This window comes from Arthrobacter sp. LAPM80, assembly GCF_046736435.1.
GTDB lineage: Bacteria > Actinomycetota > Actinomycetes > Actinomycetales > Micrococcaceae > Specibacter.
The window spans coordinates 1-15,007 of record NZ_JBCHVD010000013.1 but is presented as its reverse complement, the minus strand read 5'-3'; the positions used below and the strand labels follow the sequence as shown (position 1 = coordinate 15,007).

General features: G+C 64.1%; 13 protein-coding genes. 7 read left to right on the top strand and 6 right to left on the bottom strand.

What is annotated here, in order from left to right; all coding sequences use genetic code 11:
- Positions 1–179: 179 nt before the first annotated feature.
- The 4 genes from AAGW05_RS13340 (at position 180) to AAGW05_RS13325 (ending at position 4,276) form a co-directional block, all read left to right on the top strand.
- Positions 180–1,598: a glycosyltransferase family 2 protein gene (locus AAGW05_RS13340; RefSeq protein ID WP_411805031.1), complete on the top strand. Its 1,419-nt coding sequence runs from the start codon at positions 180–182 to the stop codon at positions 1,596–1,598.
- Positions 1,599–1,723: 125 nt separating this feature from the next.
- Entirely contained in the window at positions 1,724–2,395 is a 672-nt protein-coding gene (locus tag AAGW05_RS13335; protein ID WP_411805029.1) for a hypothetical protein, read from the top strand.
- Positions 2,396–2,408: 13 nt separating this feature from the next.
- Positions 2,409–2,933, top strand: a complete 525-nt coding sequence (locus AAGW05_RS13330; RefSeq protein ID WP_411805028.1) for a response regulator transcription factor — start codon at positions 2,409–2,411, stop codon at positions 2,931–2,933.
- Positions 2,930–4,276 carry a glycosyl hydrolase family 8 gene (locus AAGW05_RS13325; protein ID WP_411805027.1) on the top strand — a complete coding sequence of 449 codons (1,347 nt, stop codon included), beginning with the start codon at positions 2,930–2,932 and terminating at the stop codon, positions 4,274–4,276. Before AAGW05_RS13330 ends, AAGW05_RS13325 begins: the two co-directional genes overlap by 4 nt.
- On the opposite strand, the gene AAGW05_RS13320 is transcribed toward AAGW05_RS13325, so the two are convergent.
- The 4 genes from AAGW05_RS13320 to AAGW05_RS13305 all read right to left on the bottom strand — a co-directional run bounded on the left by AAGW05_RS13320 (position 4,175) and on the right by AAGW05_RS13305 (position 9,124).
- The gene (locus tag AAGW05_RS13320) at positions 4,175–5,584 is read right to left on the bottom strand and encodes an MFS transporter (RefSeq protein WP_411805026.1); all 1,410 of its coding nucleotides are present in this window, start codon (positions 5,582–5,584) and stop codon (positions 4,175–4,177) included. The genes AAGW05_RS13325 and AAGW05_RS13320 overlap by 102 nt on opposite strands.
- Positions 5,585–5,845: 261 nt before the next feature.
- Positions 5,846–5,983 (bottom strand): methionine/alanine import family NSS transporter small subunit, encoded by a 138-nt coding sequence (locus tag AAGW05_RS13315; protein ID WP_411805025.1) that lies wholly within the window; start codon positions 5,981–5,983, stop codon positions 5,846–5,848.
- The gene (locus AAGW05_RS13310) at positions 5,980–7,599 is read right to left on the bottom strand and encodes a sodium-dependent transporter (RefSeq protein WP_411805024.1); all 1,620 of its coding nucleotides are present in this window, start codon (positions 7,597–7,599) and stop codon (positions 5,980–5,982) included. The genes AAGW05_RS13315 and AAGW05_RS13310 overlap by 4 nt, the downstream gene beginning before the upstream one ends.
- A gap of 97 nt (positions 7,600–7,696) precedes the next feature.
- Positions 7,697–9,124, bottom strand: a complete 1,428-nt coding sequence (locus AAGW05_RS13305) for an NAD(P)H-quinone dehydrogenase (RefSeq protein WP_411805023.1) — start codon at positions 9,122–9,124, stop codon at positions 7,697–7,699.
- Positions 9,125–9,202: 78 nt separating this feature from the next.
- On the opposite strand from AAGW05_RS13305, the gene AAGW05_RS13300 reads away from it, so the two are divergent.
- Complete coding sequence (locus AAGW05_RS13300; RefSeq protein WP_411805022.1) at positions 9,203–10,024, top strand: purine-nucleoside phosphorylase; 822 nt, start codon at positions 9,203–9,205, stop codon at positions 10,022–10,024.
- Between the two features lie 63 nt (positions 10,025–10,087).
- On the opposite strand, the gene AAGW05_RS13295 is transcribed toward AAGW05_RS13300, so the two are convergent.
- Positions 10,088–10,945, bottom strand: a complete 858-nt coding sequence (locus tag AAGW05_RS13295) for a hypothetical protein (protein ID WP_411805021.1) — start codon at positions 10,943–10,945, stop codon at positions 10,088–10,090.
- A gap of 241 nt (positions 10,946–11,186) precedes the next feature.
- On the opposite strand from AAGW05_RS13295, the gene AAGW05_RS13290 reads away from it, so the two are divergent.
- Positions 11,187–13,016, top strand: coding sequence for a phospho-sugar mutase (locus tag AAGW05_RS13290; protein ID WP_411805020.1), 1,830 nt, complete (start codon positions 11,187–11,189; stop codon positions 13,014–13,016).
- A gap of 1 nt (position 13,017) precedes the next feature.
- The gene (locus tag AAGW05_RS13285; RefSeq protein WP_411805019.1) at positions 13,018–13,902 is read left to right on the top strand and encodes a uroporphyrinogen-III synthase; all 885 of its coding nucleotides are present in this window, start codon (positions 13,018–13,020) and stop codon (positions 13,900–13,902) included.
- A 607-nt stretch (positions 13,903–14,509) separates the two neighbouring features.
- Here AAGW05_RS13285 and AAGW05_RS13280 read toward each other — a convergent pair.
- Positions 14,510–14,704, bottom strand: coding sequence for a hypothetical protein (locus tag AAGW05_RS13280; RefSeq protein ID WP_411805018.1), 195 nt, complete (start codon positions 14,702–14,704; stop codon positions 14,510–14,512).
- Positions 14,705–15,007: the final 303 nt, after the last annotated feature.

Genomic DNA, 15,007 nt, shown 5'->3' with positions numbered 1-15,007 from the left:
GTCCTTAAGCTGCTTGAGAGCATTTTCCAAGGATTGAGGGAATCTTTAGATGCCGGGGAAAAATCTTTAGGTCGAGGCTGGAATCTTAAGCGAATTTCGGGGTTCATCTTGGGCGGATGTAAAGGATCGCGGTTCAGAGTTGGACTCACTTGAAGCTGAACAGCGAATGGAGAACCAAAGTGACTGCACATATCCAGGACCGCACGGAGTCCAATTACCTATCTGTCCTTCCGCAAGAGGAGCACCAGACCAACCTGGCCACCATTGCCTGTGTGATTCCCGCATACAACGAAGAGGACACCATTGCGGAGGTGCTCGAAGCCCTGCTCAAGCAGACCCGCCTGCCCGACGTCATCCACGTCGTCGTCAACAACTCCACCGATGAGACCTTCTACATTGCCCGCGAGTTTGCCGGTCCCCACCAAAACGTTTACCAGGACACCCTGTACCGTACCGAGGTGTTCGTCCATGACATTGGGACGAACAAGGACAAGAAGGTCGGCGCGTTGAATTACGGTTTCGCCCAGGTTTGCGATGACTACGACTACTTTCTAGGTGTGGACGGCGACACCGTCGCCGACCGTCATGCGGTGGAACAACTGGAAGAGGAAATCCTTAGCGATCCCAGAATTGGCGGGATTTCCGCGATCTACACCGTCGCCGAGCCCCAGAAGCGTGGTTTCACGGCAAAGTTCCTCACCGCCGGCCAACGTGCCCAATTTGCCGCGTTCAACATGGACAACCTGCTTCGCGGAAGGAACATGGCAGTGCTGGGAGGTCAGTGTTCCTTGTTGTCAATGGACGCCTTGAAGAACATCATGGTTGACAACCGGCAGTCCACACCTTGGGTGAAGGACTCCGAAGTGGAGGATTCACTGCTGTCACTGCAGATCAAGAACCTCGGATATGCCACGAAGATCTCCGCCCGTGCCCGTGCCTCAGTCGGTGGAATGGACACCTTGCGTGCCCTGGACGGCCAGCAAGTGAAGTGGAACTATGGAGCCATCGACTTGATGTGGCCTGGTCAGCGCAGCAACACACCGGGGCAGCCATTGCACCCCAATCTGAGGCTGCGGTGGAGCGAGAACGCCTCGATGGTCATCAACATCCTGACACGTATCTCCTTCATCATGCTTCTGACGGCGTCGTTGAGCATCAACGCTTACGTCTTTTATCCTGTGTGGCTGATCCCTCCGATGGTGGCGGTGGTGTTGAACCTCCGCATTGCCCTGTCAATTCAAGGCAAGACGGGTAAGGACATCGCTTTCGCTTTGACAGGGTTGCCAGCGGAAATCTACCTGTGGCTGCGAATGGGTCATTTTGTCCGGGCCTGGGCCAAGTTCTTCACCGGTGCACAAACCGACAACTGGGCCGCCCAAGCGAAAGCAGAACGTGGATCCGGCAGCGCGTATCTGATGCCGGTTGTGGTGTTCGTGGTAGTAGGCGCAGGCATGGTTTTCGCCTGGATGCAGCTTCCCATCGGCCTCCAGTCCGGGATCCTTTCCATTGGCTGGCCCGTGCTGTACATCACCACCATGGTTCAGACGGCATTCATGCTCCGCAAAACTCTCCGCAACCACCACGGGTTCCACGTATGAGCCCCGCGAAGCACCGGCTTAGCCGGGCGGACACCAAGCGCCCCGGCGCCACACAACAGCAACAGCCCCCCGCCACCGCCCGTATTACTCGCGGTCCCGCTCGGCACTCCGACAAGGACACCACGATGACCCCCTCAAACAGCTCTCACCGTCTGCGCAACACGACCACCCTCGGCGCTCTGTCCCTGGCGACCGTTCTGGCCATCTCCGGATGCTCCGTTCCAGGGTTGCCCGGCGCTTCCGGCGCCCCCATGGCCCAAAAAGCCGCCCTGGTCCAGGCCGCCACACCGGCAGCCACCCCTGTCCCGTCACCGACGGCCAGCACCGAAACTCCAACACCGTCACCCAAGGCACCGGCATGGGTTCCTGTCAGCGGGGACCTCAGCCGGGGATCGGTCACCCACACCCTGGGCGCTGCGTCCCGGCATCTGACCATCGATTACTGGATGAGCGATGATCCAGCCACCTTGACACCTGATGATTCACCCATCATCCGCCTGAGCGCCCATCTTGACGGTCCCTCGGATGCCGGAGCCATTGAAGTCACCAGCTTTAACGCCACCGCCCTTGGAAAGGTTCTGGCCAACGACACGGGCAACTTCGCCGTCCAGCCGCCGTATTCCTACTCCTCCGGTCTGGTGCTCCCGGCCAATCCCACCGCCCACAGCACCCAAATCATCGTCACTTTTGACCTGCTCACCGAAACGGCTCCGGGAACCGGCGTCTTCACCCGTCAAACCATTTTGGATACGGTAAACGTTGGCTACGCCCGTCCGGGCACAGAGTCACGGAACTGATCCAGTGGACACGATGAAGCAGCAATTGACGGCGGTCGTCATGGAACAGGATCCAGTTCAGCGTGACGTCTTGAGTGCGCTGCTACGTGAGAGCGGCTACAACGTCCACACCGCGCCAACAGCAAAGGAGGGCATCAAACTCGCACGGGAGAACCAGCCGGACCTCATCTTAACGGAACTGATACTGGGCGGCATGGATGGTTTTGAAGCCATCCGGCAGATACAAGCATTCAGCGACCCTTATATCCTCATCATCAGCGCAAGCAACGCTCAACTCGACATGTGCCTGGGGCTGGAGATGGGGGCCGACGACTACATTGTCAAACCCTTCAACCCCCGCATCCTGCAAGCCAAGGTACAAGCCTTGGGCCGCAGGCCGCGCAATAACGGGCCCGCGGCCCCGGTCCCCCTGCGCACCGACGGTGCTTGCACACCGGAGGCCAACAGGGCCCGATCCGAAGTTGACGTGCTGCGCTACCTGACCGGCCCCGGGAGGGTCTCCCACAGCCGGGGCTTGCGCCCCACCGCAACCCCATGAGCAAGAACGCGGTGAGCCGCAACCCTGCCAGCGGAAACCACACCAGCGCGAAGCAGGGTGACACCCTCCCGGCGGGTCCAGGGAAGCGGCGGTTCTCCCGTGGCATCCGCGTTCCGGTGTGGATTCTCAGCGCTGCCGTCATCCTTTCCGCCCCCGGCGCCCGGGCCTCGACGGCGTTGGGGTCCGGCACGCTTCCCCCGCTCGTGTTCAACATGGCCCCGGCTCCGGGCCGGAACCCGCAGCTGGCCCTCCAGGAGGCGGCGTCGGAGTTTCTGCTCAACTGGGTGGACGGGGACGGGCGCGTGGTGCGGCGGGACCAGGGCAATGACACTGTGAGTGAAGGGCAGGCCTACGGCATGCTGATTGCCGCAGCCGTGGGCGATGAAAAGACCTTCCAAAAGATCTGGGACTGGACCCGGGCCCACCTGATGCGCAGCGACGGGCTCCTGGCGTGGCACTGGGCCAACGGGGCTGTGATGGACTCCTCCCCCGCCAGCGATGCCGACCTGGACGCCGCGCGTGCACTGGCCATGGCAGGCACCCTCTTCGGGCGTGCGGACTTCGCTGCGGACGGACGGCACCTGGCCGGGCAGATCATGGACAAGCTCACCACCATGACGGTGCACGGGCGGATTCTGTTGCCGGGTCCGTGGGCCGATCAGCACGCCGGAATCTCCTACAACCCCTCCTACGCCTCCCCGGCGGCTTTCGCCGTCTTGGCACGAAGCACCGGGGACCCGCGCTGGCAGGAACTCTCAACAGGGACCGCGGCTGTTGCGGCTGAGCTCCTGTCCACGAATTTGTTGTTGCCGGACTGGGCGCGGATCAGGTCAGACGGTTCCATCCAGCCCGTGGACAGCCCCAACGGCAACGGGCCTGGAAGATACAGCTATGACGCTGCCAGGGCGATGGTGCGCATGGGCGAATCCTGCCTGCCGGCAGATGTTGCCGTTGCCGCGAACAGTGCGGGCACCCTGGCCTCCAGCCAGCAAGGAAGCCCGCTGACACTGCACGGTGCACCATATTCGGAGGAGGAACACCCACTCTTTTATGTGGCCCGAGCTGCCGCACTGGCCGCAGCAAACCGCCCGGCAGCGGCACGCACCAACCTTGACCGGGCCGAAACGCTCAATGACGCCCACCCCAGCTACTACGGTGCAGCCTGGACGGCGCTGGGCCGGATTTACCTTGATTCCCCGGTCCTCGGCGGCCGCCCCGCGTTGTGGCAAACGTCGTGCGCGTCAGCTGACGTTCGAAGCGTAGTCGAGGTCGCGGGTTTCCTTCAGCAGCACCAAGGCGATCAAGGTCAGCACGGCCATGGCGGACAGGTACACGCCCACTAGGACGGGGCTGCCGTCGGCGGCCTGCCACAGGGCCACGGCGATGAACGGGGCCACTGCGGCACCAAGAATGCTGGACATGTTGTAGGCGACGGCCGATCCGGTGTAGCGGACATTCGTGGGGAACATTTCCGGCAGCAACGCACCCATCGGGCCAAAGGTCAGGCCCATGAGTGTGAAGCCCAGGATTAGCAGCGTCATGACACCGGCCGTGCCTGCACCAAACAGTGGCACAAAGGTGAAGCCAAAGAGCAGGATGGCGGAGGTGACCACCAGCAGCATCTTGCGCCGGCCAAACTTTTCCGCCAGGGGTCCGGAGACCAGGGTGAAGATGCCGAAGAAGAGAACACCGATGATCAGCATGATCAGGAATTCATTGCGCGTGTAGCCCAGCCCGGGGACCCAGGCGGCAATGGCATCGGCTGACATGGGCTTGCCGGCAGCGTCCGCCTTGGCTTGCGCCGCGGCCAAGGTGGCCGGTGCGGTGCCGTAGGAGAGCGTGAATGTGGTCATCAGGTAGAACAAAACGTAGGTGGCCAGCATGACGAAGGTACCCAGGATCAGGGGGCGCCAGCTGGTTTTGAACACCCGGCCCACCGGCAGCTTGGAGATCTCGCCCTGGTCGATGACCTTTTGGAAGGCGGGGGTTTCTACCAGCTTCAGGCGAACCCACAGGCCAATGATGACCATGACGGCGCTGAGCAGGAACGGCAGGCGCCAGCCCCAGGCCATGAACTGCTCGGTGCTCAGGCCAAAGCTGATCCACAGGAACAGGCCGTTGGCCAGGATGAAGCCGATGGGGGCACCCATCTGCGGGAATGTACCCCAGATGGCACGCTTGCCGGCGGGTGCATTTTCGGTGGCCAGCAAGGCAGCGCCGCTCCATTCCCCGCCGAGCGCCAAGCCCTGCAGGAACCGCATGACCACGAGCAGTGCCGGGGCCAAAATGGTCCAGCCGGGGACCAGTGCCGTGGGCAGGCAGCCGATCAGGAAGGTGGCCACACCCATGGTCATCAACGATGCGACGAGAGTGCCTTTGCGGCCGATCTTGTCACCAAAGTGACCAAACACGATCGAACCCAGGGGGCGGGCAATAAAGGCAACGCCAAAGACGGCGAAGGAGCTCAGCAGGGCCACGGAGCCTGTGGCATTGGGGAAGAATAGTGCCGGGAAGACCAGCACGGCGGCTGTCGCATAAACGTAGAAGTCGTAAAACTCAATCGTGGTGCCAATGAGACTGGCAACAATGACCCGTCCTTTGCTGTTGACTGGCGGGGTCTCCACTGTGGCGGCGTTTCGGGGCGTACTCATGAGGCGGCTTTCTTTTGTGCCGCCCAGCAGCAAGAGGGCTGTTGCGCGGCGGTGTGATCAGGAGGTCAGTACATCAATATTAGCCAGCATGTCCGACTGGTGGACAGCTGGCGCCACACTATGGACATCCCACCTCCTGCCCGTGCACTCTTGTGGGCACATAAATTACGACGGCGGGAGGTTCCCTTATCGTGAAGGGAACCTCCCGCCGTCGTGCGCGGAAGCAGGGCCAAAAGCAGCCTCAGCGGGTTTGGCCGTGCGTTAGAGCTCGTGCGGCATTTCTTCCGGGAGCTGTTCTTCATCTTCCGGGTGGCGGGCCAGGTTCCACATGGACAGGGCCAGACCGCCCCAAATGGTTACCAGGGCAATGATCATCATGGTGATGGCTACGGGGGTCATGCGTTCACCTCTTCCTTGATGTTCTCGAGCGTGTTGTTGTCCACGTCACCATCACGTTCCTCGGCGGCGTTGAAGGCGTCATATTCGGGGTCCTTGAGCTTGGACTTCTCACTCCAGGGGATCAGGGAGAGCAGTACCGAGCCTAGAATCAGCGCACCGGCCATGCCCCAGCCAAAGACCCCGTTGAACCAGGCAGGGTAGCCGGAGTACTGCTCCGCGCTCTTGATTTGGATCTCGTTGATCAGCATGTATCCCAGGGCCACCGGCACAACGCCGCCGACCAGGATGCGCCATCCGGTCCCCATCTTGATGGTGGAGGTCTTGTTCAGGTGCTTTTGCAAGCGAGGGAGGCTGCCGAGCCCGGCCGAGACCACGATCACAGCGACGAGGGCACACGCCAGGATGCCGAACTGGTTCACAAACGCATCCGAGGTGTCCAGCAACTGGATACCTGTGGTGGTCGGGAACAGGATCAGCGAAATCAAGGCAATGGGAATCGTGACCACCAAGGTGGCACTCTTGCGGCTCCAGCCCAGCTTGTCCTGGAACGCCGCCACGATGACCTCAAGGATTGAGACCAGGGAGGTCAGCCCGGCAAACACGAGCGAGCCGAAGAACAGCACACCGAGCACCGCGCCGAAAGGAGCTTGGGAGACAATTGTGGGGAACGCCACGAAGGCCAGGCCGATGCCACCTGAGGCCACCTCGTCCACGGGCTTTCCCGAAGCCACGGACATGAATCCCAATGCTGCGAAGACGCCGATGCCGGCGAGCATTTCAAAGCCGGAGTTGGCGAAGGCCACCACCATACCCGAGCCGGTCAAGTCGGTCTTGCGCTTGAGGTAGGAGGAGTAGGTGACCATGATGCCGAAGGCCACGGAGAGGGAGAAGAAGACGTGACCGAAGGCCGCGGCCCACACGCCGGGATTCTGCAGGGCTCCCCAGTTGGGGGTGAAGAACGCATTCAGGCCCACCATGGCACCGTCCAGGAACAGGGACTGCACCACGAGAATCAAGAACATCGCCACCAGCAGCGGAAGGAACACCGCATTGGCCCGTGAGATGCCCTTGTTCACGCCGGCCACCATGATCACAATGGCCACGATCCACACAGCAAGCATGGGGAAGAAGACATTGGAGACGAAGTCGAAGGACAATCCGGCCGTGTCGGCGGTCTTGAGGAAGTCCTTGAAGAAGAAGCCCTCGGCGTCGTCGCCCCAGGCCTTGGTTAGGGAGAACCAGGCGTACATGGCAGCCCAGGCGATGATCGCGGCGTAGTAGATGGCGATGACGAAGCAAATCATCACCTGCCACCAACCAATCGGCTCGGCTGCGCGGTGCAGGCGCCGGTAGGACAGGGGCGCCGAGCCGCGGAAACGGTGTCCGATGGAATAGTCAAGGAAGAGCAGCGGGATGCCGGCACACAGCAAGGCCACAAGGTAGGGGATCAAAAAGGCGCCGCCGCCGTTTTCGTAGGCGACGTAGGGGAAACGCCAAATGTTTCCCAAGCCTACGGCGGAGCCGATCGCGGAGAGAATGAAGAGTCGGCGAGAGGAAAATGTCTCGCGTCTGGCCGGGGCGGGCTTGCCGCCCCGGCTCGCGGGTGATGTTGTCATGAGGGAATATTAGCCAAAGTGTCCGCCTGATGGACATTTTGTTTCACTATGTGGACGTCCACCGTTGCGGCACAGTCCGTTACACCGGCCTGAGGCCTTACATGTGGACGTGCAGGCGGCGGGCCGCCTCGGAGATGGAGCCGGACATCGACGGGTACACCGTGAAGGTGCTGGCGACGTCGTCGACGTGCAGGTTCTGCGTCACGGCCAGGGCGATCGGGAAGATCAGCTCACAGGCTCCGGCGCCCACAACCACGCCGCCAATGACTGTACCCGATCCCTTGCGGGCAATGATCTTGATGAAACCGTCGTTCACGTTTCTCATCTTGGCCCGCGGGTTGGTCCGCAGCGAGAGCTTGATGACGTCGCCCTGGTATCTTCCTGCGGCAAGGTCGGCCTCGGAGACACCCACTGAGGCAATCTCCGGCGAGGTGAAGATGTTTGAGGATACCTGGTTCAGTTTCAGCGGGCGCACGCCGTCCCCGCCGAGGTGGGCCACGGCGATGCGACCCTGCATGGCGGCGACGGATGCGAGCGCGAACACGCCGGTGCAGTCGCCCGCGGCGTACACGTTGGGCGCGGTGGTGCGGGAGACGCCGTCGACCTTGATGTGGCCGCTGGGTGTGACCTCGACGCCTGCGGCTTCCAGGCCGATGTCGGTGGTGTTGGGGATTGAGCCAACGCAGACCAGGCAGTGCGTGCCAGTGACGGTGCTGCCATCGCCGAGCGTGACGATGACGCTGTCGGCCGTGCGCTGGACGGAATCGGCGCGCGAGCGGGACAGCACGCGCAGGCCGCGGCGGGCAAAGACATCCTCGAGCACGGCTGCGGCGTCGGAGTCCTCACCGGGCAGTACCTGGTCGCGGCTTGAAATCAGGGTGACCTTGGAGCCAAGGCCGTTGAAGGCTGAGGCGAACTCGGCGCCGGTGACGCCTGAACCAACCACGATGAGTTCCTCGGGGAGTTCCTCGAGGTCATAGATCTGCGTCCAGTTCAGGATGCGTTCACCGTCGGGCTGGGCCGTTGCCAGTTCGCGGGGGTGGGCACCCACGGAGACAAGGATGGCGTCGGCCTTGACGATTTCCTTGGTTTCGCCGCGGTCCACCTCGATGGTGCGGTTATCCAGGAGGCGGCCGGTGCCGATGATGATCTTCACGCCTACGGCCTCGAGGGCGCGGCGGATGTCAGTTGACTGCTCGCGGGCCAGGCGCATGACACGCTCGTTGATGAGCTTCATGTCTGCCTGCATGGCTTCCTTGGGGTTGCCGTCCGCGGCCTGGAAGCTGACACCCAGTTCGGTGGAGTCGATGCTGCGGTTCATGGCCTCGGCCGCGGCAATGAGGGTCTTGGAGGGGACAACGTCCGTTAGCACGGCCGAACCGCCCAGTCCTGCGCGTTCGACGATTGTCACCTGGGCACCCATCGAGGCTGCCACCATGGCGGCTTCGTAGCCGCCGGGTCCGCCGCCGAGGATCGCAAGGCTGGGAAGGGCAAAGGGCTTGAATACATCCTGTTGGCTGGTCACAGTTGTTAATTCTCGCCTATGTATGCGTGGGCACCAAGTTGCAGGCGTTCGAAGGTGCTTTCCGGGTAGGTTTGTCCCATGAGCGAATCAAAGACTTTATCAACACAGGACCCCATGGATTTGGCTGCTGCAGCGGCGCAGCACATTGCCACGGCCACCGGAGTTGCCCGCCACGACCTTGCCCTGGTGCTCGGATCGGGCTGGGGTGAATCGGCAGGACTCATTGGTGAGGTGACCGCCGTGGTGCCTGCCGCCGAGGTCCCCGGCTTCAGCGCCCCCTCCGTGCCGGGGCATGTGGCAACACTGAGTTCCATCCGCACCCCCGACGGCAAGAACGTGCTTGTCCTTGGCGCGCGCACCCACTTCTACGAGGGCAAGGGCGTGCGCGCCGTGGTCCACGGCATCCGTACTGCGGCCGCCACCGGCGCCAAGACAGTGGTACTGACCAACGGCTGCGGCGGGCTGAACCCCGACTGGGCACCCGGCACGCCCGTGCTGATCAGCGACCACATCAACCTCACGGCCGCCTCCCCTCTGGAGGGCGCCACCTTCGTTGACCTCACTGACCTGTATTCCTCCCGGCTGCGGGCAATCGCCCGCGAGGTGGACCCCACCCTGGACGACGGCGTGTACGCCCAGTTCACTGGTCCGCACTACGAAACCCCGGCCGAGGTGCAGTACGCCAAGCGCATCGGCGCGGACCTGGTGGGCATGTCCACGGCACTGGAGGCTATTGCCGCCCGCGCTGCCGGCATGGAGGTCTTCGGCATCTCCCTGGTGACAAACCTGGCTGCAGGCATTAGCTCCGAACCGCTCTCGCATGCGGAGGTTCTCGCGGCCGGCGCGGCTGCCGGCCCGCGAATTTCCGCCCTGCTCGCTGCGATCATCGCGAAACTGTAGACTCCGTCCCGTTGTGCGCCGCGTTCATCCCCGACCACGGCGCACAACACTGTCCTGCGCCGTTCACGCGGACGGACGTTGCGCACAACGGATCCGGGCCAAGGCCCGCTCGACGTAGTTAAGGAAGACCTCCGGGTGGTAGAGGACCACCTCGGCTGGCAGCCTGAGCCGCCAGACCCCGTTGAGGACGTACATCGCATCACGGCGCAGGTCCTCTTTCCAAGCTTCTGCCGTGGCGTGGAATTCCCGGCCGTCCCCCTCGATGCCCAAGATGCCGTCAACGAGCAGATCCAGGTGCCCCACCTCACGCACATAGGCCTGCGCCACTACATTGTGCCCGGCCCTGAGCAAATGGTGGCGTCCTGCCGTTTCAGTGATGGACATGGACTGTGGATCGATCAAAGCGATCATCTCCCGTGCCCGTTTGTCGCTCCGCCGATCGAATTCCATCCGAAGCTCCTCAATGGTGCACTTGTTCTTTACCACGGCCGATTCCATGGTGATCAGCCCGTCCAAATCACTCCCGCACCCTACTGCCTGGCGCACCACTGCCATGAATGTCTCCGGCCCGGCCGTCCTGTGCGCGGTGCACCCTGGCACGGGGCGGCCGTGCGCCGTCGCCACGTGAAGGTCCCGCGGCTCGCGCAACACCCACAGTCCCAGCCCCTTCAGCCTGCTCAGACATGCCAGACGGGCCTGGTTCCGGGCAAGAAACACATCAAGTTCGTTGAATCCCGGCAGGGCATAGTGGCCACGGGCCACCCGGCAGATCCTCCCCGCTGTCACGGCGTCGGCAATTTGACGGGTGGAGATTCCGATCGCCTGCAACTCGTGGTGCCGCGCCACAGACCCAAACCGGGCAATCGCGTCCTCCACGGCCAGTCTTCCCCGTACGGTGATCAGCGCTGTTTCCATGCTCATCCCCCAGTGTGGGCCGTTGCGCCCCTCTACTGCAGCCGAAATTCAGCCAGGGTGGACGCTCTGCCACCTCGCACCCCCTGTGGAGGAACCCTTGAGCACAGGCGCCGTCCCGTTGTGCGCCGCGTTGACCCCCGACGCCGGCGCACAACACTGTCCTGCGCCGGTCAGGGGACGGACGTTGCGCACAACGGCACTGGCCTGTCATCTACCTCTATTGGCCACCTGCCGCTACATTGGTCTGGTGAACCATTCTTCCGACGCCACCTCCGAGTCCAACGCCGCACTCGAGTCCGCAGCCCTTGCCGAAGCCGCGCTCCAGTGGGCGGACCACGACCCCAACCCGGCCACGGCCACGCAGCTGCGCGGGTTGGCCGAGCGGGCAGCCTCGGGGGCGGATGCCGCCGCCGAGCTGGCCGACAGTTTCGACGGCAACCTGCAGTTCGGCACTGCAGGCCTGCGCGCCGCCATGGGGCCGGGGCCCAACAGGATGAACCGCACGGTGGTCCGCCGCGCCGCCGCCGGCGTCGCCGCGCACCTGCTGGATTTGGCCGCAGGCCCCGGCACAAAGGGGCATCCCGACGACGGCCCGTACATGCCGCGCGCCGTCATCGGTTTCGACGCCCGCCACAACTCCGCCGACTTCGCCCGTGACACCGCCGCGATTTTCACCGCCGCCGGGGTGGAAACCTTCATCCTGCCCGCTCCCCTGCCCACGCCGGTGCTGGCCTTCGCCGTCCGGTCACTGGGCTGCGAGGCGGGGATCATGGTCACAGCCAGCCACAACCCGGCTCAGGACAACGGCTACAAGGTCTACCTCGGCGGGCGAGCCGTGGCGCCCGAGGCCCGCGGGGTGCAGATCATCGCACCGCACGATTCGGCCATTGCCGCTCACATCGCGGCGGTGTCCGCAACGGCCGAGGCCGGGGACACCTCCACCATCCCCCTGGCCACGGACGGCTGGAGCGTGCTCGACAGCGACCTGCAGGCCGGTTATGTGGCGGCCGTCGCCGCACTTGCCGAATCGGGAAACGGCAAAGCCGCCCCGCCCCGGGAATTGAAGATCGTGCACACATCGATGCACGGGGTTGGCAACGACACCGCCCTGGCCGTGCTTGAAAAGGCGGGTTTCAGCGACGTCCACGCCGTCACCGAGCAGGCACAGCCCGACCCCGACTTCCCCACCGTCTCCTTCCCCAACCCGGAGGAGCCGGGGGCCATGGACCTGGCGTTCGCGCTGGCGCGGGAGGTGGATGCCGACATCGTGCTGGCAAACGACCCCGACGCCGACAGGGCGGCCGTGGGTGAGGTTGATCCGGCGACCGGTGAATGGCGCAAATTCCACGGCGACGAGGTGGGTGCCCTGCTCGGCGCACACATCGCACGCCGCGGCGGGCGCGTCGGCTCCACAGGTGAGCAAGCCGGGGAACCGGTGTTCGCCAACTCGATCGTTTCCTCCCGCCTGTTGGCACGGATTGCGGCCGCGGCCGGGTTCCGGCATGAGGAGACGTTGACAGGGTTCAAGTGGATCTCCCGTGTTCCCGGGCTGACCTTCGGCTACGAGGAGGCCCTGGGTTACTGTGTGGCGCCGGACGTTGTCAGGGACAAGGACGGGATGTCGGCCGGGCTGCTCATAGCGGAAATGGCCGCGGCCCTGAAAGCCAGCGGTCGCACCCTGCACCACGTCTTGGACGACCTCGCTGTCGCCCACGGCCTGCATGCAAGCGACCAGCTAAGCCTGCGGGTAAAGAGTCTGCAGGACCTCTCCACCTTGATGCGGCGCCTGCGCAGCAGCCCGCCGCAGGGCTTTGCCGGGTCCGAGGTGGTGGAGAGCATTGACTTGTCCGAGGGCAGCCCCACCCTGCCTGCCACCGACGGCATGCACTACCTGACGGCCAATGGCACCCGCGTCATCGTGCGGCCCAGTGGCACCGAGCCCAAGCTCAAGTGTTACATCGAGGCCATTGTCCCGGTGGCCGGACCCGAGGAGCTTCCCGCGGCCAGGGCCACGGCCCAGGAACGCCTCTCCGGGACAGCTGCTGCGCTGAACGTGCTGCTCGCGCTGGAGAACTAGCATGGACGGCACCACAGGAACTGCACTGCCGTTGGCAGGACTACGGATAGGAGTGACAGCGCACCGGCGGGCAGCCGAGTTGATCGGGGCGTTGAAGCGGCGCGGAGCCACTGTGCTGCACGCACCTGCGCTCAAGGTGGCACCGTTCGAGGACGACGGCGCACTGCTCGCAGAAATCCGAGCCGTTATTGACGCGGCACCGGAGATCGTCATGGTGACGACCGCCTATGGACTGCGCCGCTGGTGTGACGCCGCCGAGGCTGCCGGCCTTTCCGGGCAGCTCATGGACACTCTGGCCCGTGCCGACATTTACGTGCGCGGGCCCAAAGGTCGCGGTGCCGTGCGCGGCCTGGGCCTTGACGACGTCGGCATCAGCTCCGACGAGACCACGGCCACCCTGACGGAGTTGGTGATTGATGCCGGCGTGGCCGGGAAGACTGTCGCGCTGCAGGTGCACGGATTCACCGACGTCGACGCCCTGGCGCGGCTGGGCGGTGCCGGCGCGAGAGTCCTCACGGTGACCCCGTACCGCTGGGTCACGGCCGAGGAGGGCGACAGCATGTCGGCCCTGATCAACGCCGTCGCCAACAGGGAACTCGACGCACTGACGTTCACCAGTGCCCCGGCCGTGGACGCCGTGCTCAGCTCGGCGGCCCAGTCGGGCAGGGCGGCCGACTTCCTGGCCGCGTTGCGGGGGCCGGGAGCACCGGGGCCGGGATCGGGCGTTGTGGTGAGCGCCGCCGTCGGCCCTGTCACAGCAGCTCCCCTGGTGGCCGCCGGCATCGAGCCGATCGTCCCGGAACGGTTCCGCATGGGCGCGCTGGTCAAGCTCGTCACCGCGCACCTCACCGGGATGCACGACGGCGACCCCACCAATCCGAGCTAAGGCTGGCGGATACGCCGGCCGGAACCGGCCACGGGTTCACCCGCGTTGCACCTGGGCGCTGATGGCACATCCGGCAAGGAAACCTCCGGCGCCCGCCTTGCGGCCTTTGAGACCGGGTGGGGTCCGGCCCGCTGGAAGTCGCTGGCACCGGGACTTGCGGTGTGCGCTCCCTCTGGCCCGCAGCGAACACGCTGCTCATCGCGATCGTACTGGGCGTCCTCCTGCGCAACCAAAACGATGCTGCGGGCCGGAGTCGTGCTCCTGGGCTATCAGCTTCTGGTGGCTGACGTGTCACTGGGCCCGGGCATGATCCTCGCCGACGGCGTCATCGAGACCAAGGACGGGCGCGAGGTCATGACGGCCGTGAGGCTGGGCTGTGGGCAGGTGGCAGCATCCATGAGGTGGCCTGGGTGCCGGCGTCCACGTGAAGTCACTGCTTTCCGTTGGCTTGAAGCCCTTCGTGCTAGCCGCCGTATCAACACTTTGGTTCGCCGGCCTGGCCCTGGCGGGTGTGCGGCTCTTCGGTGCAACCGCCTGAGTGCATCGGCACTGAGGCCCCAACAAGGGTTAGGGCACGGGCATGGAAGAGTTTTGGATTAGGCCTGACTCAAGCTGCCAGACTGTCGGTTCCACTCGCGAATTGGGAACTGCCTGCGCCCGGCTCGAATCCGGGGACGTCCGGCGTGCGGGCTGCGGGGGATAGGTGGTCCTCCCGGTCAAGGCGGGACAACTCGGGATAGGGGTCCTCGGCCACAATGTATTTTGCTATGAAGCGGCGGGCTGCTTCACGTAGTTGTCTCATAGCCAGATACTAAATCTAGAGGCTGAATAACTACTGGGTGACGGCTGGGTATCCCCTGCCTAACCGGCGGATGATGCCCACCGCCACCTTCTGGGGTTCCCCCGATCAGGGAGAAAGCCCATAAAAGCTCGGCGGCCCCGGTGCTGAGACGTTGGCGCACGGCATGCCCTTCTTTGCCCTTTCCACGATCGTCATGTTCGCCCTCGACAACGGCGTCCACGTGAAGTCACCGTTGTCAGTGGGCATGAAGCCAGTCTCCTGACAGTCACTTCAACGGTGCGGATGGCTGGTTTGGCGATGGAG

Bases quoted from the DNA above. Each gene is read 5' to 3' on its own strand.
- AAGW05_RS13335 (WP_411805029.1), top strand. From the start codon at position 1,724: ATGACCCCCTCAAACAGCTCTCACCGTCTGCGCAACACGACCACCCTC.
- AAGW05_RS13330 (WP_411805028.1), top strand. From the start codon at position 2,409: ATGAAGCAGCAATTGACGGCGGTCGTCATGGAACAGGATCCAGTTCAG.
- AAGW05_RS13325 (WP_411805027.1), top strand. From the start codon at position 2,930: ATGAGCAAGAACGCGGTGAGCCGCAACCCTGCCAGCGGAAACCACACC.
- AAGW05_RS13320 (WP_411805026.1), bottom strand. From the start codon at position 5,584: ATGAGTACGCCCCGAAACGCCGCCACAGTGGAGACCCCGCCAGTCAAC.
- AAGW05_RS13315 (WP_411805025.1), bottom strand. From the start codon at position 5,983: ATGACCCCCGTAGCCATCACCATGATGATCATTGCCCTGGTAACCATT.
- AAGW05_RS13310 (WP_411805024.1), bottom strand. From the start codon at position 7,599: ATGACAACATCACCCGCGAGCCGGGGCGGCAAGCCCGCCCCGGCCAGA.
- AAGW05_RS13300 (WP_411805022.1), top strand. From the start codon at position 9,203: ATGAGCGAATCAAAGACTTTATCAACACAGGACCCCATGGATTTGGCT.
- AAGW05_RS13295 (WP_411805021.1), bottom strand. From the start codon at position 10,945: ATGAGCATGGAAACAGCGCTGATCACCGTACGGGGAAGACTGGCCGTG.
- AAGW05_RS13285 (WP_411805019.1), top strand. From the start codon at position 13,018: ATGGACGGCACCACAGGAACTGCACTGCCGTTGGCAGGACTACGGATA.
- AAGW05_RS13280 (WP_411805018.1), bottom strand. From the start codon at position 14,704: ATGAGACAACTACGTGAAGCAGCCCGCCGCTTCATAGCAAAATACATT.